The organism is Cellulomonas sp. APG4, from assembly GCF_009996735.1.
GTDB lineage: Bacteria > Actinomycetota > Actinomycetes > Actinomycetales > Cellulomonadaceae > Actinotalea.
This window is the reverse complement of record NZ_JAACYI010000009.1, coordinates 74,708-98,097: the sequence shown is the minus strand read 5'-3', so window position 1 is coordinate 98,097 and position 23,390 is coordinate 74,708. Positions and strand designations below refer to the sequence as shown.

The following is a 23,390-nucleotide window of genomic DNA, read 5'->3' as shown; positions in this document are numbered from 1 at the left end:
ACGTCACCACGACCACCCGGCCTGCACCAGGGCGAGCTCGTCGTCGAGCCGCTCGACCTCGGTGAGCCGGCCCCACCCCGTCATCTCGGGCACCGGCACCCCCGCGAGCCGGCAGGCCTCGACCAGGAGGCCGTCGTACGCGGCCTGGACCGCCTCGAGCCGGCGCGCGCGGGCCCAGAGGCGCCGGTCCTCCTCGATCGCCCGCACCTGGGCGGCGAGGTCGGCGAGGCGCAGCTGCAGACGCAGCGCCGCGAACGGGTCGGGTGGAGGTGGGGGACGACGGCGTCCGCGCCTCGCGCGCCACCGGTCCGCGACACCCGTCCACCGCTCGTGCACGCGCACGCGCCAGGCCGGTGGCGGTCCCGGCGGTGGCAGTGCGAGCGCAAGCACCCCGTAGAACGCCATCGGGAGCAGGAGCCAGAGTGCAGTCGCCACGCCCATGGCCGGTCCTCGTCGTCGAGATGTCACCAGCGTACGGCGGCCGTAGGGTCACCGCATGGGTGCGCGGGGAGCGATCGTGGGCGTCGTCGTCGTGGGGGTCCTCGCGGGCGGCGCGGTCGTCGTCGACCGCGTGCTGCACGCCGAGGCCGAGCAGCGCATCGCCGGCGAGCTCCAGGACGAGATCCCCGGCCTGGCGACCGAGCCGGACGTCACCGTGCACGGCTTCCCCTTCCTGACCCAGGTGCTCGCGGGCGAGCTCGGTGCCGTCGACGTCACCGCTCCCGAGGCGACGGTGCAGGACCTCGTGCTCGAGGACGTCGTCGTGCGCCTCGAGCAGGTGTCGACCAGCCGACCCACCACGGCGGGCTCCGCGCGGATGACGGCGTACGCGCCGCTCGACCAGCTCACCGCCGCACTGGACCTCCCCCTGGACCTCGTCATCGAGGGCGACCGGCTCGTCGCGAGCACCCAGCTGCTCGGGCTCCCGCTCGAGGTGCTGCTGGTCCCGACGGCGGGTGGTGATGCGGTGCTGGTCGACGTCGACGGGCTGCGCCTCGCCGGGGCGACGGTGTCCGCATCCGACCTGCCCTCCGCCCTCACCGAGCAGCTCGAGGGGCTCGAGGTGCCGATCGACGGACTCCCGGAGGGTCTCGAGCTCACCGACCTCACCCTCGACGAGGGTGGCGCCCAGCTGGTCGCCGAGGGCACCGACGTGGTGCTGACCGCCGAGGGCGCGGGCTGAGGCGAGGCGCTCGCCGCCTTGCACACGCCGTCGTCCCCGCCCGGGCCCTCGATCCCTCGCAGCCCGCCGAGGACGGCGATATGTTCGCTGCGCAGCGTCCGGCCGCGCCCACCCTCCCCGCGGCGAGCGACGTGGGCCCCACCCTCGGCCCGTCCCCACGAGCCCGACCAGCGAGGTGCCCATGAGTCAGCAGTCCGCCGCGTCGGGAGCGGGTGCCCACCCGCCGCGTGAGCAGTGGTCGGGGCAGCTCGGCTTCGTCCTCGCGGCGATCGGCTCGGCCGTGGGGCTGGGCAACATCTGGCGGTTCCCCGGCGTCGCCTACGAGAACGGCGGGGGCGCGTTCCTCGTCCCGTACCTCGTCGCGCTGCTCACGGCGGGCATCCCGATCCTGTGGCTCGACTACTCGCTCGGCCACCGGTTCCGGGGGGCCGCGCCCACCGTCTTCCGCCGCCTGCGGCGCGGCGCGGAGCCCCTCGGCTGGTTCCAGGTCGCGATCTCGTGCGCGATCACGCTCTACTACACGGTCATCATCGCGTGGGCCGGCAGCTACATGGTCTTCTCGTTCACCGAGGCCTGGGGTGACGACCCGCAGACGTTCCTCGTGAGCGACTACCTCCAGGCGGCGGACCCGGGCCTGAGCACGCAGGTGGTGCCCCAGGTGCTCGCGGCCCTCGTGATCACGTGGCTCGTCGCGATCGGGATCCTCGCCCTCGGCGTCCAGAAGGGCGTCGAGCGCGCCAACCGCATCTTCATCCCGCTGCTCCTCGTCATGTTCCTGAGCCTCGTGGTGCGTGCCGTGACGCTCGAGGGGGCGGCGGACGGGCTCAACGCGTTCTTCACGCCGCACTGGGAGGCCCTCGCCGACCCGGGCGTGTGGGTCGCGGCCTACAGCCAGATCTTCTTCTCGCTCTCGATCGCGTTCGGGATCATGATCACGTTCTCCTCGTACCTGCGCCGACGCGCGAACCTGACCTCCACGGGTCTCGTCGTGGGCTTCGCGAACTCGTCGTTCGAGCTGCTCGCGGGCATCGGCGTGTTCAGCGCGATCGGTTTCATGGCGGCGCAGAGCGGCATCGCGATCGAGGACACGAGCTACCAGGGGATCCTGCTCGCGTTCGTCGCGTTCCCCCAGATCATCTCGATGATGCCCGCGGGCCCGGTGTTCGGCGTGCTGTTCTTCGGCTCGCTGACGCTCGCGGGTCTCACTTCACTGCTCTCGATCCTGCAGGTGGTCTCGGCGGCCTTCCAGGAGAAGCTCGGCATCAGCCCGCGACAGGCCGCGGTGCGCATCGGGGCCGTCGCCGCGGTGCTCTCGATCGCCCTCTTCTCGACGACGACGGCGCTGCCCCTGCTCGACACCGTGGACGCCTACGTCAACGAGGTGGGCGTGCTGGGCTCGGCCGTCGTCATGACGATCCTCGTGGGCCTCGGCCTGCGTCGCCTGCCCGAGCTCCAGGCGCACCTCAACGCCCGCGCCGGTGTGCACGTCGGCACGTGGTGGCGCGTCCTCGTCGGCGTCATCGCCCCGGTCGCGCTCGGCTACATCCTCGTGAGCGGGATCGTCGAGTTCGCGACCGTGCCCTACGGCGAGATGCCGTGGTCGTTCGTCAACACCGTCGGCTGGGGTGTCATCGGCCTCGCCGTCGCGCTCGCCCTCGGCATGACCTTCGCGCCGTGGCGCCGCAGCCCTGACGACTTCACGCCGGCCGACCTGCCCGCGCGCGTGCTCACCCGGACGGGTGACGTGCACGGTGGGTCCACCACCACCCGAGGGGAGCCCTGATGACGACGACGGCGCTGCTGTTCTTCGCGCTCGCCGTGCTGCTGGTCTGGGGCGGGCTCGTGGCGAGCATCCTCCGGCTGCGCGCCGACACCCGGCGCGAGGCCGCCGAGGTGGCCCACCACGACCCGGCGACGCCGGGGGCGCCGCGTTAGGGTCGCAGGCATGGCCACGCCGCACATCGACGCCGAGCCCGGCGACCTCGCCCCGGACGTCCTGATGCCGGGTGACCCGCGGCGCGCGCAGCGCATCGCGGAGACCGTGCTCACCGACGCCCGGCTGGTCACCGAGGTGCGTGGGATCCTCGGCTACACCGGGACGTTCGACGGCAGGCCCGTCTCGGTGCTCGCCTCGGGCATGGGCATGCCCTCGATCACGATCTACGCGACCGAGCTGTTCCGGTTCTTCGACGTGCGCCGCATCATCCGCATCGGCACGGCCGGCGGCATGGCGCCCCACCTCGAGATCGGCGACGTCGTCATCGCGAGCGCCGCGCACACCGACTCGGCCATGACCGCGGGTCGCATCCCGGGTATCCACTACAGCCACGCGCCGAGCTTCGCGCTGCTCTCGGCCGCCGCGGCCGCCGGTGGCGTGGGGACGGGCCATGAGGCGACCCCGCGCAAGCCGGCACCGGACACGGGCCGACGACGACGCCGCCCGCGCACCGGGACGGTGCACGTGGGCGCCGTGCTCTCGTCCGACGCGTTCTACGCCGAGCGCGCCGAGACGAACGACAGGCTCGTCGCCCACGGCACGCTCGCGGTCGAGATGGAGGCCGCGGGTCTCTACGCGACCGCCGACGCCGAGGGTGGGCAGGCGCTCGCCATCTGCACCATCTCCGACCTGCTGTTCCGCGACGCGTCGCTGTCGGCGGCCGAGCGTGAGCAGCTGTTCGACCGCTCGGTGGCGCTGGGCCTCGCGGCGTTCACGGCCTGACCGCGTCTCACTCCCCGGGGGCGGGCCGCGCCTCGTGGTGCGCCCGGCCGTGCGTGCGGTTGCGCTCCTTGAGCTGCGCCTCGTACACGTGCCGGCGCCCGGCCATGAGCCCGTCCCGTACGCGCGCCTCCCACGTGCGGAAGGGCTGCCAGTAGTCGTCGTCGTAGTCCTCGACCACCTGGAAGGTCCAGCGCCGCGAGAGCACGTTGCGGCCGAGCAGGTCGGTGCGGATGCTGCGGGCGAGCTCGGCGTGGCCCGCGTCCTCGAGCGCGTCGAGCGCGTCGGCCAGGTCGTTGTCCGCCCGCCCGGTCATCCGGTGGAAGCCGTAGAGCATCCCGCGGGCCTGCTCGACGACCTCGAGCGCGGCCGTGAGCCGGCCCACCGCCTCGACGGTCGCGTCGTCCACGCCGTCGGGCACCTGGTGCGCCTCGTCGGGACCGTCGGGGACCTGTGCGGCGTGTCGGGTGTCATCCATGCGCCGATCCAACGACGGTGGTGGGTGAAGGGCAACCGCACGGCGTCATGACGACGCCGGTCGGCACTCTCTTCAGGTAGGGGGCACCGCGGGATCCCGGCGCCGGGCCCGGACGACGGCGTCGGGGGGTGAAAGCTCGGCGCGACGGCTCACCTCACGGCGGCCGTGCCGATCAGGAGGACGACAGCCGGCACGCCGTCCGACGAGGAGGTGGACATGACCCAGGTGCTCGTCCCGCCGCACGGATCGGCGCTGACCCCCGACACGACCCTGTCGATCCACGGGATCGACCCCGCGACCCATGTGCCGGTGACCTGGCACGTGAGCTCCCTCGACGACGACGGCGCCCCTGGCACGTACCTGGTCGAGAAGGCACAGGGCGACATCCGCAGCCCCGCGCTGTGGATGCAGGCGCAGCGCGACGCGCAGGTGGTCGGGCTCACCGAGGTGCTCGCCCTCGTGCGTCAGGTGCTCGAGGACGCCTGAGTCGCCACGAGGTGGGCCGCGGCCGTGGCCACGATCGCGCCCAGACGCACGGGCGCGCCGTCGAGCAGGCCGGTGACGTCGTGGCCGTGGCGCCCACCGGCAGCCGCGTCCACGGCCGCGAGACGCTCCGACTCGGCGCCTGCGCCTTCGGGCCGGCGGCGCGGCGCGGGCACGTGGTCGAGCAGGGGGCGCCGGTGACGAGCGACGGCGGCGGCGCGTGCAGCCGTGGTGTCCACGGTCCCTCCCTGCGTGTCGGTTGTCCGGTGCATCGGCGCGAGGCACGCGTGACTTGACCCCGCAAGCCCGCCCACCTGCGACGGAGGTCCGTTTTCACCCGTTTCCCCGGGCCGCGCGTCGGGTGGCGCGGACCGGGCGCGTGCCTCACCATCGAGTGGTCACGGGCGTCGCCCGCCGACTGGGGCAGCGGTCCCGCCGGACGAGACATGAGGTGCCCAGATGAACCAGCCGCTCCCGGAGAGCCGACCACCCGAGGGCTACGACCAGGTGGCGCGGTGGGTGCTCGACTCGCCCCAGGAGCTGTCCGCCCTGCGCGGGGAGCTGACCTTCGCGCTCACGGGCGAGCGGGCGTCGGGCCGCGCGACGCTCGGCACGGTGCCGGAGAAGATGGTCCTGGTCGCGAGCGAGCTCGCGACCAATGCCCTGCGTCACGGCCTGCCCCCGACCACCGTGACCCTGAGGTGCATGGACGGGCAGTGGATGCTCGACGTCGCGGACCAGGACCCGGAGGCGACCCCGTTCCTCGCGTCGGGCCGCGACGCCGGCGAGGGCGGCCACGGCCTGCGGCTCACCGAGCTGCTCGCCGAGCAGGTGGGCTGGTACACGACGGATGCCACGAAGCACGTGTGGGCGTGCTTTCCCGACAGCGCGGCGGGCCGCCCGGCCACTGCGTGACCGGACGACCCGCCGTCGTCCTCGTGCCGGGTCTGGCCCCGGCGTGCGCCTGAGCCGGCCTCAGGCCTGCGTGCGCCCGGCGACCTCACCCGTGCCGTCGGTCGACGCCCCTGTGGCGCGGCCGCCCGCGACGTTGGAGATGAGCTGCGACAGGTCGAGCCCGGTGAGCTGGCGCACGACCTCCTGACCCTCGCCGAGCACGGACGCGACGTTCTTGGTGAGCGACGACGCGCCGTCGGTGGAGACCACCGTCATGTTCGCGATCGAGCCGATGGGCTCGGCCGCGGCCCGCACGATCTCGGGCAGGCGCGAGATGACCTCCTGCGCGATGGCGGCCTCGCCGTACTTCTTGAGCGCCTCGGCCTTGGCGTCCGTCGCGGCGGCCTCGGCACGACCCTCGGCCTCGATCGCCGCGGCGCGTGCCTCACCCTCGGCCTTGATCGCCGCGGCGAGCGCGAGCTGACGGTCGCGCTCGGCCTCACCGGCACGGCGCACGGCCTCGGCCGCGGCCTCGGCGTCCTGGATCGCGGCCTTCTTGTTGGCCTCGGCGATCGTGGTCCGCTTGTACGCGTCGGCCTCGGTCGCGGCGTTCGCGGCGTCGCGCTGGGCGGTCGCGCGCTGCACCTCGGCGTACGCCTCGGCCTCGGCGGGCTTGCGCACGTCGATGTCGAGCTGCTCCTCGGTCACGCGTGCCTGCTCGGCGAGGGCGTCGCGCTGCTGCACGGCGACGATCTTGTCCTGCTCGGCGCGCGCGAGCTGACCCGCGGCCTCGGCCTCGGCGTTCGCGCGGTCGGTGTCGGCCTTGATGGAGGCGCGGCGCAGGTCGAGGGCCTTCTGCCGCTCGGCGATCTGCTCGGCGGCCTCGATCACGGCGAACTCGGCGATCCGCTTGGCCTCGGCCTCCGAGACCTCGGCGACCTGGCGGGCGCGGGCGTTCTCGGCGCGACCCAGGTTGCCCAGGTAGTCCGAGCCGGGCGTCGAGATGTCGGAGATGTTGAGCAGGTCGACCTGCAGGCCCTGCTCGGCCAGGTCCGCCTTGGTCGACTCGACCACGCGGTCCGACAGGCCCTTGCGGTCGGAGATGATCTGCTCGATCGTCATGTCGCCCACGATCGAGCGGAGCGAGCCCTCGAGGGACTCCTTGATGATCTCGGTCAGCGTGCCCTGCTGGGACAGGAAGCGCTGGGCCGCACGCCGCACGCCCTCCTCGTCACCGCGCACCTTGAAGTTGATGGACGCCTTGATGGCGATCTTGATGCGGTTCTTGTCGACGCCCTCGACGGTGATGCCGATCTGGCGCTGCTCGAGCGAGATCGGGAAGCCCTGCTGGAGGATCGGCCAGACGAACACGCGGCCGCCGACGACGACGCGCTGACCCGCGTCGGCCGCGGCCTTCTTGCCGGCACCGCGGCCGACGATGATGAGCGCCTCGTTGGGCGGCACCCGGCGGATCCGGCGCGCGATGAACGCGAGGATCGCGAGGAGCGCGATGGCGAGGGCGACGACCCCGATGACCGTGACGGTCTCGGCGGCGAAGTTGGTTCCCACGGGGGACCTTCCTGTCGTGACGTGCGGGTGGAGGTGGAGCCGGACAGCGGTGGTGGGGCGGGGGCCGGTGCGTCAGGAGCCGCGCGTCACGGCGCGGTCGGGTCGGTGGGCGTGACCGCCTCGACCTTGACGCGGCTGCCGGACTGCTCGACGACGACGATGCGCGTGCCCTCCGGGATCACGGCGTCGGCCCAGGCGAGGCGACGCTCGAGCTCGCGCGGGTCGTCCAGGCTGACCTCGCCCGTGCCGCTCGGGCCGACGGTCGAGGTGACCACGCCGGGCACGCCGGTGAGCACGAGGGGTTGCCCGTCCTCCGACGCGCGCAGCTGCGCGACCACACGCTGCACGACCACGACGGTGAGGACGGCGAACAGGATCGACGCGACGTAGGCCCACACGGTGGGGAGCCCGTTGGCCTTGACGATGGCGCCGAGGGCGCCGAAGGCGACGGCCCCCGCGCCGAGCGAGGTGCCCGAGAGGGCGCCGTCGCCGATCTCGAAGACGTCGCCGAGCGGAAGGGCGACCAGCAGGAGCACGAGCCCCAGGGCGCCGATCACGATGAAGACCGTCATGGTGTGCGAGTCCCTCCCCTGCGCCGAGCCCACGCGCACCCTATCGGTGCGCGGGTGCGCCGTGGGGCCGGGTCACCCGGTCGGCCCCCGGACGTGCCGGAGGGCCGGACCGTCTGGTCCGACCCTCCGGGGAGACGCGTGCCGGCGGTGCCGGCGTCAGGTCACTGCGGGACGACCGCGAAGAACATCCGGTCGCTGTTCCAGCCGGCCTCGACCGACCAGGTGGCGCCCTCGAGCGCGTCGGCCGGGACCTCGAAGAGCACGTTGCCCTGGCCGCTGCCGCCCTCGTAGAGCTCCGAGACGTTCATCAGGTCGTCCGGGATCACGCCGAACGCCTGGTCGAACGTGCGGCCGTCGGCCGAGACGAACGCGATGGTGAGGTCCCACGCGGGCGTGCCGGTCTCGGTGCCCAGGTAGGTCGCCGAGACGGGGAGCAGCACGTGCACGTTGCCGTCGGCCGGCGGCTCGTTGAACTCGTTCTCGGCCTGCACGGCGGCCCAGGCGTCGACGTTCGCGGCGCCCAGGGTGACCTCCCACGTGGGCTGGCCGTCCTCGGTGAAGGTGATGACGTCGGTGCCCGGGGTCGCCGGGTTCTCGCGCGAGCCGAGCGCGCCGGCCTCGACGCCGCCCTCGTCCTCGGTGCCCGGGTCCGTGGTGTCGTCCGTCATGGTGTCGTCGGTGGCGTCGCCACCCGAGACGCTGCCCTCGGTCTCGTCGAGGAAGCCCGAGTCCTCGAGCTCCTGGAGGGAGTCGTCGAGCGAGCTGTCGAGCGAGTTGAGGCCGATGATCACGAAGACGTTGATGACGACCGCGACCAGGAGCGCGATGGCACCCGTGATGAGGCCCGCGAGGCTCATGCCGCGCCCGCCGGTCTGACCGTCCTTCGCCTTGCGCATGCCGAGGATGCCGAGCACCACGGCGATGATGCCGCCGAGCACCGAGACGAAGCCGACGAACGGGATGTAGCAGATGAGGAGCGACAGGATGCCGACGATGAGCGCGGCGATCCCGAGGCCGTTCGTCTTGCTCGGGGCCGGCTGGCCGTAGCCGCCGTAGGGCTGGGCGTACGCAGCCCCCGGCTGGGCGTACTGCTGGTCCGTCTGCGGCTGGGCGTAGGGCTGCGCGTACGGCTGCTGCGCCGGCGCGCCGGCAGCCGCGTACGGCTGCTCGGTGGTCGCGCCGGGCTGGGCGTAGGGCGCCGCGTAGGGCTGCTCGACCGTGGGGTGGACCTCGGTGGGCTGCTCGTCCCCGGGCTGCGCGGCGGCCGGCTGGGGGGCCGACGCATCCGTCTGCGCCCAGTCCGAGGGCGGGGGCGGGGGCACCGAGCCCTCGGGCTCGGTGCGCCGGTCGTCGTTCTCGCTCATACCTGCTCCATCGTCGTGGGTACCCCCGCGCCTGACGTCGGCCGGGGGTTCGTGGCCGCGTGCGCGCATGCATGCAGGAGCGCGTCCTGCGGGGACTCCCCCTGCGGCGAGGCCCCCTGCCCGCGTGCGGCAGCCGCGCAGACCTTATCGAAGGGCGCCGACGTCGCGCCGCTACCTTTGCCCGGTTTCACCCTGACGGGTCGTGAGCCACCAGCCGTCCGGGCCCGCGAGGTCGTCGGCCGCGCGCGGGCCCCAGCTGCCCGGCGCGTACGGCTCGGGCTCGGGACGGCCGTCGCCGAGCAGCGGCGCGAAGGCGTCCCACGCGGCGGCGAGGCCCACCGGAGTCGTGAACAGCGTGCGGTCGCCCACGAGCACGTCGTCGAGCAGCGACGCGTACGCGGGCAGCGGCTCTCCCGGCTCGACGTCGTCGAGGTCGAGCCGGGCCGTGCCCGTCGCGAGGGCGAGGTCCGGTCCCGGGCGCTTGACCGTCGTCGTGACCTCGATCGCGCCGTCGCCCGCGAGGGACAGGCTGATCGCGCTCGGCCCGATCTCGTCCCCGAACAGGTGCTCGGGGTCGCGGCGCAGCACGAGCGTGACGCGCTGCGCCGACGCGGCCATGCGCTTGCCGGTGCGCAGCAGGAACGGCACGCCGCGCCAGCGGTCGTCGTCGAACCACGCCCGCGCGGCGATGAACGTGTCGGTCGTCGAGTCGTCCGCGATCCCCTCGATCTCGCGGTACCCCTCGAACTGCCCGAGCACGACGTCGTCCTCGGGGTCCAGGGGTCGCAGGTGCGTGAGCGCCTCCTCGCGCGCGCGCACCAGACCTGTCGCGGCGAGGTCCTCGGGCGGTCCCATCGCGACCTGCGCGGCCACCTGGAAGAGGTGGGAGACCACCATGTCGAGCGCCGCACCCGTCGCGTCGTAGAACTCGGCACGCTGCGCCACGTCGAGCGTCTCCGGCACGTCGATCTCCACCCGCTCGACGTGGTGGCGGTCCCAGACCGAGCCGAACAGCTCGTTCGCGAAGCGCAGCACGTGCAGGTTCTGCGTCGCCTCCTTGCCCAGGAAGTGGTCGATCCGGAACACCTGCTCCTCGTCGAACACCTCGTGGACCACGGCGTCGAGCTCGCGGAACGTCTCGGGTGACGTGCCGTACGGCTTCTCGAACACGATCCGCACCGTGTCCGTGCGCGGGTCGCCCTCCTGCCCGGCCGGGCCGCGGTGCATGCCGTGCGCACCGAGAGCGCGGGTCAGGCCGACGAACGCCGACGGCGGCACGGCCAGGTAGTGCACCACGGTCACGTCGGCGGCGTCGACGCCGTCGAGCCCGTCGACGAGCGCCTCGCTCGTGCGGGCGAGGGCGTCCGGGAGCTCGGCGTCGTCGTCCTCGGTCACCTCGGCGGCGAACCACGAGTGGCGCGTGAGCGCCTCGACGTCGGCCGCCCGTGTGCCCTCCTGGCCGAACTCGCCCAGGGCGTCGTCCACGAGGTCGCGGAACTCCTCCGTGCTGATCGCCGTACGACCCGTGCCCAGCAGCGCGAACCGCTCGGGCAGCAGGCTGCGCCGGTGCAGGGTGGCGAGCGACGGCAGCACGAGCCGGCGGGCGAGGTCGCCGCGGGCGCCGTGCAGCACGAGCACGAGCGGCCGGCGGTGGCCGCCCGGGTCGCGCTCGGTGCCGGGGTCGTGTGCGTCGTCGTGCGTGCGGTCCGTCGTCATGCGCGCTCCTCGGGGTAGCTCCGTTCGACGCTACGTGCGCCCGGCCCCTGGCGCGCGTCGGCAGCTTCACCCGGTTGCGGCGGTCACCGCCCGTCGACCTGTGCCGATGAAGAGGTACGGGCAACGCAGCCGGCGACGCCCCTGGTGAACCTCGGCAGGCCCCCGTGAGCGCGACCCTCACCCCCAGCGCACCAGCACCGTCCGTCCCGCGCGGCGGAGCAGTGCCTTTCTCGCGCGGCGCAGCAGTGGTCCTCCACGGCATGCACCCCCTCCGCGGCTACCCGGTCACCTCGCACCTGACACCCCTGCCGTCGGCCGAGCGCGGGGGCGCGAGCTTCGTGGTCGAGCGGGCCGACGGGCACATCACCGACCCGCAGGTGTGGGTGCTCGCCGAGAAGGACGTCCAGCTCATGACGGCACACCAGATGTGCGAGCTCGTGCGGCGCGTCTCGCGGCACGGCTGATCCCGTGCGCGCCCCGGGCGGCGCTCCCTAGACTCTCGCTCGCCCGGCGTCCCGGCTGGGCCCACGAGAGGGGGCACGCGTGGTCGACCGACCGGTCCCACCGTTCGTGTACCTGCTGTGCACCGACGACTCGACGCCCGACGACCTGCTCGTGCTGCTGCACGGCCTCGCGGACGGCCGTCGGGCCCTGCTCGCGTACTCCTCGCTCGACCGGCTGGTCGACCTGTGCGGCCCCGAGCAGCGCTGGACGCTCGCCCGCACCGAGCAGCTCGACGACGTCTACGGCCCCTTCGACGCGCTGGTGCTCGACGAGCCGCCGCCCGCGCACGCCGCCACGGCCACCGCGGCGCCGTCGGGCGGGGAAGGTGCGCGGGCCGGCGGGCGGGGCCGCACCGCGCCACCACCCGTCGTGTACCTGCCGGTGCGCGACGACGGCGCCAGCGTCGAGGTGCGTCCGCTGCGCGACGGGCGTCCCGCGCTGCTCGCCTACACCGCGCTCGACCGTCTCGCCGCGGGCTGCGGCCCTGAGCAGCCGTGGGTCGCGCTGCCGACGGCGTCGCTCGGCGAGGTCAAGCGACGTCAGCCGTACGACGTGGTGGTCTTCGACCTGCACGTGCCCGAGCAGCACCGCCGGGAGGGGCGCATCGCATGAGCGAGATCCAGATGGAGCTCGAGGTCATCGAGCAGATGGCCGGCCGCCACCGCATGGCGGCCGAGGATCTCGAGGAAGCCCTCACCTCGGTGCCCACGTCGGTCGACGGCGGGGTCGCGAGCGACGTGATCGCCTCGATCGTCGCGAAGCTCGCGCCGCGCGCGGACGACCTCGCGACGGCGTCACGCGTCGCCGGCGCGGTGCTCGACGAGATCGTCGCGGACACCCGCCGCACCGACGAGTCGGCGGCCGAGGCGTTCCGCTCCGCGCTCGACACCATGGGGGACGAGTGAGCATCGACACCCACGTGCCGGGCAGCCCGGCCTCGGTGCGCGCGACGGCCGAGTGGCTCGCACCCACCCTGAAGAACGCCCTCGACGCGTTCGCGGGTTTCTGCCTCAACCAGCGTGTGGGGCACTCGGCGTGGCACGGCGAGTCGGGCATGGCCTACCTCGAGTTCGTCGAGCGGCTCATGCGTGCGGCCGACGAGCAGGTGGGTCCGGCGGGCGACGCGGCCGAGAAGCTCCGCGCCTACGCGGGCCAGCTCGAGCGGATGCAGAGCGACATGGCCGACTGGCGCGACGAGGCGAGTGCGGGTGGCCTCGTGGTCGCGGGCACCGTGATCGAGCCCCCCGACGCCGCCGTCCCGCCGCAGTACTGCCTGGCCGACGACGCCCCGCAGGCGGCGGTCGACCAGTTCGAGGCGCAGCAGGCGGCGTACGAACGGCAGCTCGCCAAGGTCGAGCTCTACAACCGGATCGCGACCGACGTGGGCACCGCGTGGGGTGAGCTCGAGAAGTGGATCACCGACAACCTCGAGGCGTTCGAGAGCGGCATCACCGCGAGCGAGCCGCTGATCACGACGGTGCTGGGCGGCCTCGCCGCGACCAACAAGATCGCCTTCGACTACGCGATCGAGGCGAAGGACCAGCGCCTGTCGGCGGACATCGACGAGCTCCGCGCGCGGGCCGAGCAGATGCGGGCCGAGGCAGCCGAGTTCCGTGACGGCCTCCGCTCGGGCAACCCGGCCGTGCGCGCCGCGGCCGAGGCCGCGAACCCGGCCGAGATGCGACGCACCGCGAACGCGCTCGACGACGTCGTCGACGGCCTGCGCCGCAGCCCGCTGCGTCACCTGCCGCTCGTCGGCGACGCGCTGAGCCTGGGGCTCGCCGGGCAGGAGATCGCCTCCGGGGGCTCGCCGTCGTCGGTCGCGATCGGCGAGGTCGCGGGCGTGGTGGGCGGGATCGCTGCCGGAGCGGCCGTGGTCGCCGTCCTCGGCGCGACCGCACCCGTGTGGGCCACCGCGGGCGCCGTCGTCATCGGTGGTGCGGCGATCGGCGCGGGCGCGGTGTGGGCGTACGAGGAGCTCGTGCCGCAGGACGTGCGCGAGGCGATCGACGCGGGGCTCGAGGACGCGTGGGACGCGACGACCGACTTCGCCGAGGACGCGTGGGACTCCGTGAGCGGCGGGGTCTCGGACGCGTGGAACTCGGTGTTCGGCTGATGACGGCGGCCGACGGCGCCGCCCGGTCGCCCGGTGGGGTGGTGGTGCTGCACCCGCCGCTCGAGACCGGACCGCCGGTGCGGCTCGCACGCGGCCGGCGCGCGCGGATCCTCGTGCCCCTCGCACTCGTGGTGCCGCTCGCGGGCCTCGGTGCGGTGGTCATGATGCTGTCCGGTGAGCCGCTGGTGCTCGCACTGGGCCTCACGATCGCGGCCGCGCTCGTGCTCGGATGCGTGGCCGTGGGCTCGCTCGTGCTCGCGCCGCGCGACGGGCGGATCGAGCTCGAGACGGTGCGCCGGCGCCTCGAGCTGCCGCCCACCCGCGTCGCACGCCTCGCCGGACCGGTGGGGGCGGGGCTCGCGCTGCTCTTCTCGGCCCTGCTCGTGCTCGGCGGGCTCCAGGGCGTGGACATGGGCCCGACGCGGTTCACGTCGCCGTTCGTGGGACTGGTCCTCGCGGCGATCGTGCTGGTGGGCGTGCTCCGCAACCCCCCGGGCGGCGCCCGCGCGGCCCGCCTGGTCCTCACGCCCGACGGCGTGGGACGCAGGCGCGGCACCGAGATCGAGCTGCTGCCGTGGGACGAGGTCACGGCGCCCCGGCTCTCGGTCGATCCGGCGGTACAGCTCACGATCTGGCGCCGTTCGGTGACGCCGGCTGCGGGTGCGCGAGCCTCGCAGGCGCTCGCGGACGCGCGGCTCGTGCTCCCGCTCGCCACGTACCGCAGCGATCCGAACCTCGTCGTGGCGCTCGTCGAGCACTACCGCACCCATGCGCGTGACCGTGCCGAGCTCGGGACGGCCGAGGCGGTCGAGCGCGTGCGGCAGGGCGAGCTGCGCGGGCCGCGCCGAGCGTAGGCGCCGGGCAGGGTCACCTTCCGTGAGGTGCCTCAGCGGTCGAGGGGTTCGCGCAGGCCGCTCGCGCGGCGCACGGGCCGCTGGACTGCGAGCCCGACGGCGTCCGCGCTCCCGATCACGCGCACGGCGCTGCGAGCGCGGGTGACGGCGGTGTAGAACAGCTCGCGCGTGAGCAGCGGCGACGTCGCCGGCGGAAGCAGCACGGTGACGCGGTCGAACTGACTGCCCTGGCCGCGGTGCACGGTCATCGCGTGCACGGTCTGCACCGCCGGGAGCCTGTGCGGGCGCACTCGGCGCGGGGCGTGCGGGTCGCCGAACACGGCGATCACGCCGCCCGCGCCGTCGTCGACCACCACACCGGTGTCGCCGTTGTACAGCCCGGTGTCCCTGTCGTTGGTCGTGACGAGCAGGGGGCGGCCGGGGTACCAGGGGCTGCCGCGGTGGTCGCCGACGGCCAGGCCGCCCACGGCCTCGTCGACCCAGCGCTCGACCCGCTCGGACCACACCGCGACACCGGCCGGGCCGGTGCGATGGGCGAGCAGCAGACGGTGGCGGCCGAGCGCCTCGAGGGCCCCCGCCTCGTCCCCGGCCCGTGCCGCGGCGACGAGGGCGCCGCCCGCCTCGACGACGTCCGAGCGCACACCTGCGAGGTGCGCGTCGGTCGGGGCGTCGCCGGCCTCGACCAGCTCGACGTCGGGTGACCCCGCGCGCAGCTCGGCGAGCACGGCGGCCGTGTCGGCGGCGCGCGTCGCACGCGCGAGTCGTCCCACGGCGTCGTCGAACCGGTGCGACTCGACCAGCTCGACCACGCCGTTGCGCAGCGTGTCCCTCGCGCCGACGTCGTCGTCGGGCAGCACGCGCGCGACGACCGCCGGGAGCCGGTCGGCCACGGGCGGGCGGGCGACGAGGTCGCCGAGCACCGCACCCGCCTCGACGGACGCGAGCTGATCCGGGTCGCCCACCAGCAGCAGCCGGGCCTCGGGCCGCAGCGCCTCGAGCAGGCGTGCCATGAGTGGCAGCGACACCATCGACGTCTCGTCCACCACCACCAGGTCGTGCGGCAGGTGGTGGTCGCGGTCGTGCCGGAAGCGGGTCGACGAGCCGGGCCGCCACCCCAGCAGGCGGTGCACGGTGGTCGCCTGCACGGTGCCCACACGAGCGCGGTCGGGCGCCGTGAGCTCGCCGAGCTCGCTGTGCACGGCCTCCTGGAGGCGCGCCGCGGCCTTGCCGGTGGGGGCGGCGAGGGCGACGCGCAGGCCGGGGCCGAGCACCTCCTGCAGGGCCGCGAGCAGTCGCGCCACGGTCGTCGTCTTGCCTGTGCCCGGGCCGCCCGTGAGGACCGTGAGCCTGCTGTGCGCGACGGCCGCGATGGCGCAGCGTTGGCGCGCATTGGTGAACGCGCGGCCGTCGGGCGTCGTGACGGGTGGGAACACGCGCACGGCGGCGGCGCGCAGGGCGTCGTCGGGCGGCCCGGGCACCTCGGCGCGCAGCCGACGGTCGACCGTGGTGCGCACGGCCTGCTCGTCGCGCCAGTAGCGGTCGAGGTAGAGGCGACCGTCGACGAACCGGGCGGGCAGCTCGGCGGGATCGTCCGGCCCCGCCGCGACCATCCGGCTGCGCTCGACCGCGGCGCGCCAGGCGGCGGGCTCGGGCCAGGGCAGCGTCGTGAGGTCGACGACCGCGTCGCCGTCGTCGTCGCGGTCGACGGTCGTGAGCTCGGCCGCCTCGTCGAGGACCACGCACACCGAGCCGCCGCGCACGGCACGCACGGCGAGGGCCACCGCCAGGAGCACCCGCGGGTCCGCCTCACCCGTGAGCCGACCGAGGCGCTGCGCCACGTGCACGTCGGCTGCGGCGAGCACGCCCGCGCGGTTGAACTCGGCGAGCAGCGGGCCCGCGCCCACCACGAGCTGCGGCGCGAAGCCCTCGACCACGCCCGGTGGTCGCGTGCCGACGGCCTCGTCGACCGGCGCCGCGGCGTCGGGTGCGCCCGCTCCGCGGGGCCAGGGTGCCTCGGTCATCGTGGCCTCCCGTCCAGCAGCGCCGAGAGGTCCGTCACGAGACCCGTCGGCGGCCGCCAGGCCATCACGCCGTACGGCGTGCCGTCGACCGCGGGCGTGCCCGGGCCCACCATGCCGCGCACGAACAGGTACAGCCCGCCGCCCAGGTGGCGCTCGGGGTCGTACCCGGGCTGGCGCCAGCGCAGGTACCGGTGCAGCGCGGCGGAGTAGAGCAGCAGCTGGAGCGGGTAGTGCGAGCTCATCATGGCCTCGGCCATCGCCGCGGCCCGGTAGTGCGCGAGCGTCAACGGCTCACCCGCGGGGGCCAGACGGTTGGTCTTGTAGTCGACCACCAGGTAGCGCACGTCGGCGCCGTCGCCCTCGTGGGCCGGCCGTGGGGTCGGCACCCGCAGCACGGCGTCGATGCTCCCGGTGAGGTACCCGCGCACCTCCTCGGCCCCCAGCCCGGCGAGACGCGCCGCGTACCCCGCGAACGGGTCGTCGTCGGGCAGGTGGTGGGTGAGCAGGTCGGCCACGCCGCGCAGGGTCAGAGCGGTCCGGGCGGCGGTGTCGCGGTGGTCCCCGCCGGCGAGCGGGAGCTCGAACTCGAGCTCGGCGAGCCGGTCACGCGGTGGCACCTGCGCGAGCGTGCGGCCACCGGCGAGCGGCCCGAGGGGGGTGTGCAGCACGGGCGCGAGCGCTGCGGCGAGCTGCTCGGGCGTGACGCCGGGCAGGTGGGTGCGCAGCGAGGCGCGCGTGCGTTCGAGCAGCTCGGCGTCGAGGTCGGGTGCCGAGGTGTCGACGTGCTCGAGGACGTCGTGCACGAGCGTGCCGAAGCCCGTCCCGCCCGGGAGGTCGGCCATCGGCAGCTCGAGGGCCTCGGCCGCGGGTGCCGCCGTCCCGTGGTCGCCGGGCGCGACGGCGGACGTGCCCACGTCGGGCTCGTCCTGGACGCCGCTGGTCTCGGGCTCGCTCGTGACGCCCGGGTGCTCGTGCGCCGCCGCGGTCAGGCCCGAGTACGACGTGCGACGCCACGTCGCGTCGAGGCCTCGGTCCAGGCGCCCGACGGCGAGACCGGGCCGCGCGGTGGTCGGTGGGGTCCACGTGCGCGGGGTGGGCCGGGCGGTGACCTGCTCGTGCACGACCGTGCCGGCCGAGGCGGCCGCGAGCGAGGCGAGGCGCTCGCCGACGGCGTCGTCGCTGCCGGGGGTCACGGAGTCCGCCGGCTGCTCGCCGGGCGAATGGCCGCCGAGGAGCACGCGCGTGAGCGCGCCGGCCCTGCTGTTGAACGACGGGGACCACCACGCGACCACCTGGGAGCTCGCGCGCGTCAGCGCCACGTAGAGCTGACGCAGGTCCTCGCCCTGGGCCTCGGCGAGCGCTCGTGCGCTCCACGTGGCGTAGTCGGGCCCGGTCGGGCCGCCCACGTCGAGCACGCGCCTGCCCGCGTCGTCGTGCACGCGGAACGTGCCGGGGTTCCTCATGACGTAGCGGCTCCACGCGAACGGCACGTACACCACGGGGAACTCGAGCCCCTTGCTCGCGTGGATCGTCACCACCTGGACCGCGGCGGCGTCGGTCTCGAGACGGCGGCTGCGCTCCTCGGCGGTGTCCTGCGCCGCGTCGGTGATGCGTCGGCCGAGCCAGTCCGTGAGGGCCGCGGTGCCGAGCGACCCCGCGGTCGCGGCCTCGTGCAGCAGCTGGCCCACGTGCCGCAGGTCGGTGAGGGTGCGTTCACCGCTCTCCTCGCGGAGCAGCCGCTCCGCGAGCCCCTCGGCGGTCGCGGTCTCGAGCAGAGCCGCGACCCCGCGCTCGGCGAGCAGCTGCGCCCAGCTGCGCAGCGTGTCCGCGAGGTGGTCGCGCTCGGCATCGGTCGCGGTGCCGAGCCGCGTCGCGTCCCAGCCCACAAACGGTGTGAGTGCGACCGCGACGGCGCGGCCCGCGTGACCGGGCTGCGTGAGCGAGACGAGCAGGCGCCGCCAGTGGCGGGCCGCGTCGGTGCCGAACACGCTGGACAGCCCGGACTCGACCGCGGGGACGCCCGCCGCCTCGAGTGCGGCGCGCACGGCGGCGGCATCGGCGTTGCGGTGGGTGAGCACCGCGACGTCACCGGGCTCGAGCGGTCGCCACACGCCGTCGACGTGCAGGCGCGTCTCTTCGAGCTGACGCACCACGTCGGCCGCGAGGTCCTGCGTCACGAGCTCACGGATCGCGTCGATCGGCGGGTTCTTGGTGCCCTTGACCCCGAAGGCCTCACGCATGACCTGGCGCAGCCGCAGCGGCGGTCCGCCCTCGAGGCGGCGTCCCGTGTGCTGGGCGTCCACGGGTCGCACGACGATGCGCGGGTCGCCGAGTGCCGCCTGGCCCAGCACGTGCTCGAGCCCGGTGAGGAGCGGGGCGTCGCTCCGCCAGCTGCGGCCGAGGGTCGCGACGTGCGTCGCCTCGGCGTGCGCCGAGAGGTACGTGACGACGTCCGCGCCGCGGAACGCGTAGATCGCCTGCTTGGGGTCGCCGATGAGCACGAGGGTGCGGTGGCCGTGGAACGCCGTGCGCAGGATCTCCCACTGCACCGGGTCCGTGTCCTGGAACTCGTCGACCATCACCACGCGGTAGCGGGCACGCACGCGCTCGGCGGCCGCGGCCCCGGTCACGGGGTCGGTGAGCGCGTCGCGCAGCAGGGTGAGCAGGTCGTCGTAGTCGAGCACGCGCCGGGTGCGCTTGCGCAGCTCGACCTCGGCCCGCACGGCCTCGGCGAACCGCACGCGGTGCCAGGCGGGGGTGTCGGGCTCGGCGTCCGCCGGTTCGAGCGCCGCCTGCGGGTCGTCGAGCGCCGCGCGGGCGACCTCGCGCGCCTGCTCCACGTCGAGCGCCGGTCGTGGCTCGGCGGCGTAGCGGCGCAGGTACAGGTCGTCGACCACCTCGTCGCGCAGCTCGCTCACGTCGGGCACGAGCGCCGCGTCGGCGTCGACGTCGGCCGCGACCCCCAGGGCGGTGAGCATCTGCTGGCAGAAGCCGTGGGTCGTGGTGATGGTCGCCGCGTCGAACTGCGCGAGCGCACGGGTGAGGCGGTCGCGGCGTCGGCCGAGCTCGTCCGCGTCGCACGCCGCGAGGTGCGCGATCACCGGGTCGGCCGACGTGTGCGCCTCGGGTGCACGCAGCTCGCGCTCGGCGGAGACCAGGCGGCCCCGGACCCGGTCGCGCAGCTCGGAGGTCGCGGCACGGCCGAAGGTCACGAGCATGAGCTCGCCCAGCTCGGCGAGGCCCTCGGCCACGTAACGGGTGGCGAGGGCCGCGATGGTGAACGTCTTGCCGGTCCCCGCGCTCGCCTCGAGCACGGTGGTGCCGGTGGGCAGCGGGCCGCAGACGTCGAACACGGGCGGGGTGGGCGCCGTCGTCATGCGGTCTCCGTGTCCTCGTGGGTGATCACGGGCTCCCACACGCGTCGTGCCAGCACGCCCAGGCGCGTGCCCTCCTCGGGCCACCACGCACGTTCGGCCTCCGACGGCGTGCCGGCCACGTCGTCGAGGGTCGCGGCCGGTCCCCACACCTCGACGTGGTACTCGTCGGTGCGCTCGAAGCCGTCCTTCCAGCGTGTGCGCGCGGCGTCGAGCGCCTGCACCTCCTCGGTCGCCGCCGCGCGGGCGGTCGCGTACGCGCACGCGGTCTCGACGGGCATCGGCAGAGGCTCGCGCAGCGCCTGGTCGCGCAGGGCGACCAGCTCACCCAGGTGACGCGTGGCGTCGGCCGATGACGGCGCGTCGAGGCGTGCCACCGCGGCACGGGGCGCGCGACCCTGCGAGCGGCCCACGGTCACGGCGCGGTACCGGTGCGCGGGGTCGGAGGCCGCGAGGGCGAGCAGCTGGACCCATGCGCGCAGCCGGTGCTTGGGGCTCAGCCGCGAGTACACGGCGCGCAGCAGGACGTCGTCGTGCACCCCGGGCACCGTGCCGGTGACGCGACGTCCGTCCGGAAGCTCGACGTCCACGTCGACCGCATGCGCCGGGCCGGGCCCGCTGAACGGGTCCGCCGCGGCGACGATCGGCGCGATGCGCTCGCGCACCTCCGTGAGCACCGCATGGCCGAGCGCTCGCGGCGGCACCTCGCCGCGGCGCCACTCGGCCTGCACCGCCCGGTCCAGGTCTGCGCCCGCGAGTGCGGCGTTCAGCAACCTGTCCCCGATCTGCCACGTCCCGAGGCCGTCGAGGGTCACGGGCAGCGCGTCCTCGACGTCGTCGATCTCACCCGGCAGCACCACGCCGAGGCGCGTGCGGAGGAAGGCGCGCACGGGGTGCTCGAGGTCGCGCACCAGGGCGTCGAGGTCCACGACGTCGGGGGCGTCGTCCTCCTCGGGGGCGCGTGCGCTGCTCGTCGCCTCGGGTGGGGCGAGCGGGGCGGGCAGGAACGTCGCGTTCGCGCGCGACAGCCGCGGCGGGACGGGTGCGCCGTCGGCGGGTCCGGCGCCGTCCGGGTGGGTACGGCTCGCGCTCTCGACGGGGCGCTCGCGGCCCGCCAGCGCTGCGCGGTACGCCGCGGTGTCGAAGCTGAAGGGGCCGGGCCTGCCGAGGGCGTCGGGGGTGAAGGCCCGCTCGTCGACAGGCTGGAGCGGGTGCTGCACCACGACGTGCGCGCGGGCGCCGTCGGCGGTGCGGTCGAGTGCGTCGAGCAGCTCGCCCACCGGGACCGCGGGCGGGAGCTCGGCACCGGTGCGTTCGTGCGCGCCCGAGTAGAGGACGACGAGGTGCTCACCTGCTGAGGTGACGGCGTCGAGGAAGAGCTGACGGTCCTCGCTGCGCCGGTCGCGCTCGCCGATCAGTGGCGCGCGGAGCAGCACGTCGTCACCGTCCGTACGCGCGCCCCGTGGGAACGCACCGTCGTCCATGCCGAGCAGGCACACCACGCGGTGCGGCACCGCGCGCATCGGCTCGAGCGCGCACACGGTGAGCGCGCCGGTGCGGAAGCCCGCGCGCGTGGGCCGACCCTCGAGGCGCCGCGCGAGCAGCGCACGCACGTCGGCGAGCCGCAGCGGCGTGCGCAGGCTCCTGGCCTGCGCGTGCTCACGCACGTCCGCGAGGGTGCGGCGCGCCTCGGTGAGCTGCCACCCGTCGGCGGGGGCGGCGTCGGCGAGCAGGTCGATCGCGTGGTCGAGCGCCCCCAGCCAGTCCTCGAGCCCGTGCGGACCGTCGAGAAGGTCGAGCACGCGCGCGAGCCGGTCGACGAGCTCCGCGACCCTGCCGGCGAGGTCCACGTCGGTCGAGTCGACGTCGTCGAGCGGCAGCGCCGCGCCGAGGAACCGGTGGTCCTCCTCGGCCATCGCGACCCCGAGGAGCAACCGGTCGAGGCCGGTCTCCCACGTGCCCTGACCCACCTGGCCGAGCCCGAAGCGCTCGCGGCGCGAGCGGTCCTCGCCCCAGCGCACGCCCGAGGTGACCGCCCACGTACGCAGACGCGCGAGCTCGTCGTCGTCGAGCCGGAAGCGGCGGCGCACGGGTGGGCTCGCCGCGAGGTCGATGACGTCCGACGCCGTGACTCGACCGTCGGGCAGCTCGAGCAGCCGGCTGAGCATCGCGAGCACGGGGTTGGTCTGGCGCAGCGAGCGGTCCGCGAGCCGCACGCGCAGGGTGCGCCCGGGGTGGACGTCGTGACCCGGTCCCTCGGGGAGCGCGCCGAACGTCGCGGTGAGCAGCGGGGCGAACGCCTCGACGTCGGGGCAGAGCACCACGACGTCGCGCGGCTCGAGGTCTGGGTGGTCCGCGAACAGGCCAAGGAGGGCCTCGCGCAGCACCTCGACCTGACGGCTGCGGCCGTGGCACGCGTGGACCTGCACGCTGCGGTCGTGCGGTGCGAGTGCGGCCGGCGGGGACACGACGTCGTCGTCGCGGAGCCTGCGCTGCAGGGTGCCGAGGAGGGTCGCAGGGGGCTCGGGTGCGGGGTGGTGCTCATCGGCCTGCGCGCCCGTGCCGGTGAGGCGCACCTGCAGCTCGGTCGCATCGCGGGCCATCGACGCGAGAAGCGGGTGGGCGGCGACGGGCTCGCGCGCGGCACGGCGCCGGTCCCCGGGCGGCTCGACCGCGGCCACCCTTTCCCACAGCGCGGGTGAAGGATGCGGCAGCCACAGGTGGACCTCGCGGTGCCGGGCGAGGGCCGCGAGCACCTGGAGGTGGTGCTCGGGGAGCCGGGTGGGACCGAAGACCGAGAGCCGCTCAGGCAGGTCGACGACGTCGGGGTGCTCGTCGAGGGCACGGAGCGCCTCGGGCATCAGCTCCGCGGGTGAGGTCTCGCCGATCGCGTCACGCACGCGGCGCCACAGCTCGGCCTGCCAGGTGAGGTCCGGGGGCAGCGGGGCCCCCGTGCCGTCCTCGTCGAGGCCGCGCGCCCACGCGTCGACCATCGAGGGCCGCTGGGTGCCGTACGCGCGGAACAGCCGCGCGAGGTGGGCCGTGACCTGCACGCGGCGGCCGCGCCGCACGTCGTCGTCGGCCGCGCCCAGGTGCCGGCCGAGCGGTGAGCACCAGGGCTCGTGCGCGCACGCGTCGATCGTGGTCAGCACGTGCCACGTGAGGCGCTCGGGTGACCACGGGTCGTCATCGTGCGTGCGCGCGGTGCCGAGGGCCGCGTGGACGGCGTCGTCGAGCACACGCTCTGGCGGGTCGAAGCGGATGTTCGCGGTGATCCCGGCCTCGCCGTCGGCCGCGCCCAGGTGGTGCGAGAGCCGCTGCGCGAGCCAGCGCTCGACTCCGCGGGTAGGCACGGCCACGACGTCGGGCGCGAACGGGTCCGGGAGCGCCCGCGCGAGCACCCCGGCCAGCGGCACCACGAGCGTGTCGGCACGCTCGGATCGGTGCAGCTGGAGCACGGGCACGTCCTGTTCTTCGGGGTCGTCGCCACCGTACTGGCCGCCGCCCACACCCCGGCCTCCTACTCACCGCCACCCCCCCCCCCGC

General features: G+C 74.8%; 21 protein-coding genes. 11 read left to right on the top strand and 10 right to left on the bottom strand.

Features of this window, described 5'->3' with window-relative positions; genetic code table 11:
- Nucleotides 1–3: 3 nt before the first annotated feature.
- Nucleotides 4–441 (bottom strand): hypothetical protein, encoded by a 438-nt coding sequence (locus GXB85_RS18175; protein WP_237728105.1) that lies wholly within the window; start codon nucleotides 439–441, stop codon nucleotides 4–6.
- A 55-nt stretch (nucleotides 442–496) separates the two neighbouring features.
- Between GXB85_RS18175 and GXB85_RS08765 the strand changes: the two genes are divergently transcribed.
- The 4 genes from GXB85_RS08765 to GXB85_RS08750 all read left to right on the top strand — a co-directional run bounded on the left by GXB85_RS08765 (nucleotide 497) and on the right by GXB85_RS08750 (nucleotide 3,902).
- Nucleotides 497–1,183: a DUF2993 domain-containing protein gene (locus GXB85_RS08765; protein WP_161917266.1), complete on the top strand. Its 687-nt coding sequence runs from the start codon at nucleotides 497–499 to the stop codon at nucleotides 1,181–1,183.
- Nucleotides 1,184–1,364: 181 nt separating this feature from the next.
- Nucleotides 1,365–2,966 (top strand): sodium-dependent transporter, encoded by a 1,602-nt coding sequence (locus GXB85_RS08760; protein WP_161917265.1) that lies wholly within the window; start codon nucleotides 1,365–1,367, stop codon nucleotides 2,964–2,966.
- Nucleotides 2,966–3,118: a methionine/alanine import family NSS transporter small subunit gene (locus tag GXB85_RS08755; RefSeq protein WP_161917264.1), complete on the top strand. Its 153-nt coding sequence runs from the start codon at nucleotides 2,966–2,968 to the stop codon at nucleotides 3,116–3,118. The genes GXB85_RS08760 and GXB85_RS08755 overlap by 1 nt, the downstream gene beginning before the upstream one ends.
- Before the next feature lie 10 nt (nucleotides 3,119–3,128).
- On the top strand, nucleotides 3,129–3,902 hold the full coding sequence (locus GXB85_RS08750; RefSeq protein ID WP_161917263.1) for a purine-nucleoside phosphorylase: 774 nt from the start codon (nucleotides 3,129–3,131) through the stop codon (nucleotides 3,900–3,902).
- A gap of 7 nt (nucleotides 3,903–3,909) precedes the next feature.
- Here the strand turns inward: GXB85_RS08750 and GXB85_RS08745 are convergent, their stop codons facing one another.
- Nucleotides 3,910–4,377: a hypothetical protein gene (locus tag GXB85_RS08745; RefSeq protein ID WP_161917262.1), complete on the bottom strand. Its 468-nt coding sequence runs from the start codon at nucleotides 4,375–4,377 to the stop codon at nucleotides 3,910–3,912.
- A gap of 216 nt (nucleotides 4,378–4,593) precedes the next feature.
- On the opposite strand from GXB85_RS08745, the gene GXB85_RS08740 reads away from it, so the two are divergent.
- Nucleotides 4,594–4,863 (top strand): hypothetical protein, encoded by a 270-nt coding sequence (locus GXB85_RS08740; protein ID WP_161917261.1) that lies wholly within the window; start codon nucleotides 4,594–4,596, stop codon nucleotides 4,861–4,863.
- Here GXB85_RS08740 and GXB85_RS08735 read toward each other — a convergent pair.
- Nucleotides 4,842–5,099 carry a hypothetical protein gene (locus GXB85_RS08735; protein WP_161917260.1) on the bottom strand — a complete coding sequence of 86 codons (258 nt, stop codon included), beginning with the start codon at nucleotides 5,097–5,099 and terminating at the stop codon, nucleotides 4,842–4,844. The genes GXB85_RS08740 and GXB85_RS08735 overlap by 22 nt on opposite strands.
- A gap of 220 nt (nucleotides 5,100–5,319) precedes the next feature.
- On the opposite strand from GXB85_RS08735, the gene GXB85_RS08730 reads away from it, so the two are divergent.
- Nucleotides 5,320–5,775 (top strand): ATP-binding protein, encoded by a 456-nt coding sequence (locus GXB85_RS08730; RefSeq protein WP_161917259.1) that lies wholly within the window; start codon nucleotides 5,320–5,322, stop codon nucleotides 5,773–5,775.
- Between the two features lie 60 nt (nucleotides 5,776–5,835).
- Here the strand turns inward: GXB85_RS08730 and GXB85_RS08725 are convergent, their stop codons facing one another.
- The 4 genes from GXB85_RS08725 to GXB85_RS08710 all read right to left on the bottom strand — a co-directional run bounded on the left by GXB85_RS08725 (nucleotide 5,836) and on the right by GXB85_RS08710 (nucleotide 10,975).
- The gene (locus GXB85_RS08725) at nucleotides 5,836–7,323 is read right to left on the bottom strand and encodes a flotillin family protein (RefSeq protein WP_161917258.1); all 1,488 of its coding nucleotides are present in this window, start codon (nucleotides 7,321–7,323) and stop codon (nucleotides 5,836–5,838) included.
- An 86-nt stretch (nucleotides 7,324–7,409) separates the two neighbouring features.
- The gene (locus GXB85_RS08720) at nucleotides 7,410–7,895 is read right to left on the bottom strand and encodes an NfeD family protein (RefSeq protein WP_161917257.1); all 486 of its coding nucleotides are present in this window, start codon (nucleotides 7,893–7,895) and stop codon (nucleotides 7,410–7,412) included.
- A 161-nt stretch (nucleotides 7,896–8,056) separates the two neighbouring features.
- Nucleotides 8,057–9,259 (bottom strand): DUF4190 domain-containing protein, encoded by a 1,203-nt coding sequence (locus tag GXB85_RS08715; protein ID WP_161917256.1) that lies wholly within the window; start codon nucleotides 9,257–9,259, stop codon nucleotides 8,057–8,059.
- A gap of 171 nt (nucleotides 9,260–9,430) precedes the next feature.
- Complete coding sequence (locus tag GXB85_RS08710) at nucleotides 9,431–10,975, bottom strand: glucose-6-phosphate dehydrogenase (protein WP_161917255.1); 1,545 nt, start codon at nucleotides 10,973–10,975, stop codon at nucleotides 9,431–9,433.
- 260 nt (nucleotides 10,976–11,235) lie between these two features.
- Between GXB85_RS08710 and GXB85_RS08705 the strand changes: the two genes are divergently transcribed.
- From GXB85_RS08705 to GXB85_RS08685, 5 genes are all read left to right on the top strand, one after another.
- Nucleotides 11,236–11,439, top strand: a complete 204-nt coding sequence (locus GXB85_RS08705) for a hypothetical protein (RefSeq protein WP_161917254.1) — start codon at nucleotides 11,236–11,238, stop codon at nucleotides 11,437–11,439.
- A gap of 79 nt (nucleotides 11,440–11,518) precedes the next feature.
- Nucleotides 11,519–12,091: an SAV_915 family protein gene (locus GXB85_RS18170; RefSeq protein ID WP_237728104.1), complete on the top strand. Its 573-nt coding sequence runs from the start codon at nucleotides 11,519–11,521 to the stop codon at nucleotides 12,089–12,091.
- Nucleotides 12,088–12,384 carry a hypothetical protein gene (locus GXB85_RS08695; protein ID WP_161917253.1) on the top strand — a complete coding sequence of 99 codons (297 nt, stop codon included), beginning with the start codon at nucleotides 12,088–12,090 and terminating at the stop codon, nucleotides 12,382–12,384. The genes GXB85_RS18170 and GXB85_RS08695 overlap by 4 nt, the downstream gene beginning before the upstream one ends.
- Nucleotides 12,381–13,595, top strand: coding sequence for a hypothetical protein (locus GXB85_RS08690; RefSeq protein WP_161917252.1), 1,215 nt, complete (start codon nucleotides 12,381–12,383; stop codon nucleotides 13,593–13,595). Before GXB85_RS08695 ends, GXB85_RS08690 begins: the two co-directional genes overlap by 4 nt.
- The gene (locus GXB85_RS08685; protein ID WP_161917251.1) at nucleotides 13,574–14,449 is read left to right on the top strand and encodes a hypothetical protein; all 876 of its coding nucleotides are present in this window, start codon (nucleotides 13,574–13,576) and stop codon (nucleotides 14,447–14,449) included. The genes GXB85_RS08690 and GXB85_RS08685 overlap by 22 nt, the downstream gene beginning before the upstream one ends.
- A 32-nt stretch (nucleotides 14,450–14,481) precedes the next feature.
- On the opposite strand, the gene recD is transcribed toward GXB85_RS08685, so the two are convergent.
- The 3 genes from recD to recC are packed head-to-tail and all read right to left on the bottom strand — an operon-like array spanning nucleotide 14,482 to nucleotide 23,308.
- Complete coding sequence (recD, locus tag GXB85_RS08680; RefSeq protein WP_161917250.1) at nucleotides 14,482–16,470, bottom strand: exodeoxyribonuclease V subunit alpha; 1,989 nt, start codon at nucleotides 16,468–16,470, stop codon at nucleotides 14,482–14,484.
- Nucleotides 16,467–19,847, bottom strand: coding sequence for a UvrD-helicase domain-containing protein (locus GXB85_RS08675; protein WP_161917249.1), 3,381 nt, complete (start codon nucleotides 19,845–19,847; stop codon nucleotides 16,467–16,469). The genes recD and GXB85_RS08675 overlap by 4 nt, the downstream gene beginning before the upstream one ends.
- The gene (recC, locus tag GXB85_RS08670) at nucleotides 19,844–23,308 is read right to left on the bottom strand and encodes an exodeoxyribonuclease V subunit gamma (RefSeq protein ID WP_370524105.1); all 3,465 of its coding nucleotides are present in this window, start codon (nucleotides 23,306–23,308) and stop codon (nucleotides 19,844–19,846) included. Before recC ends, GXB85_RS08675 begins: the two co-directional genes overlap by 4 nt.
- Between the last annotated feature and the right edge of the window lie 82 nt (nucleotides 23,309–23,390).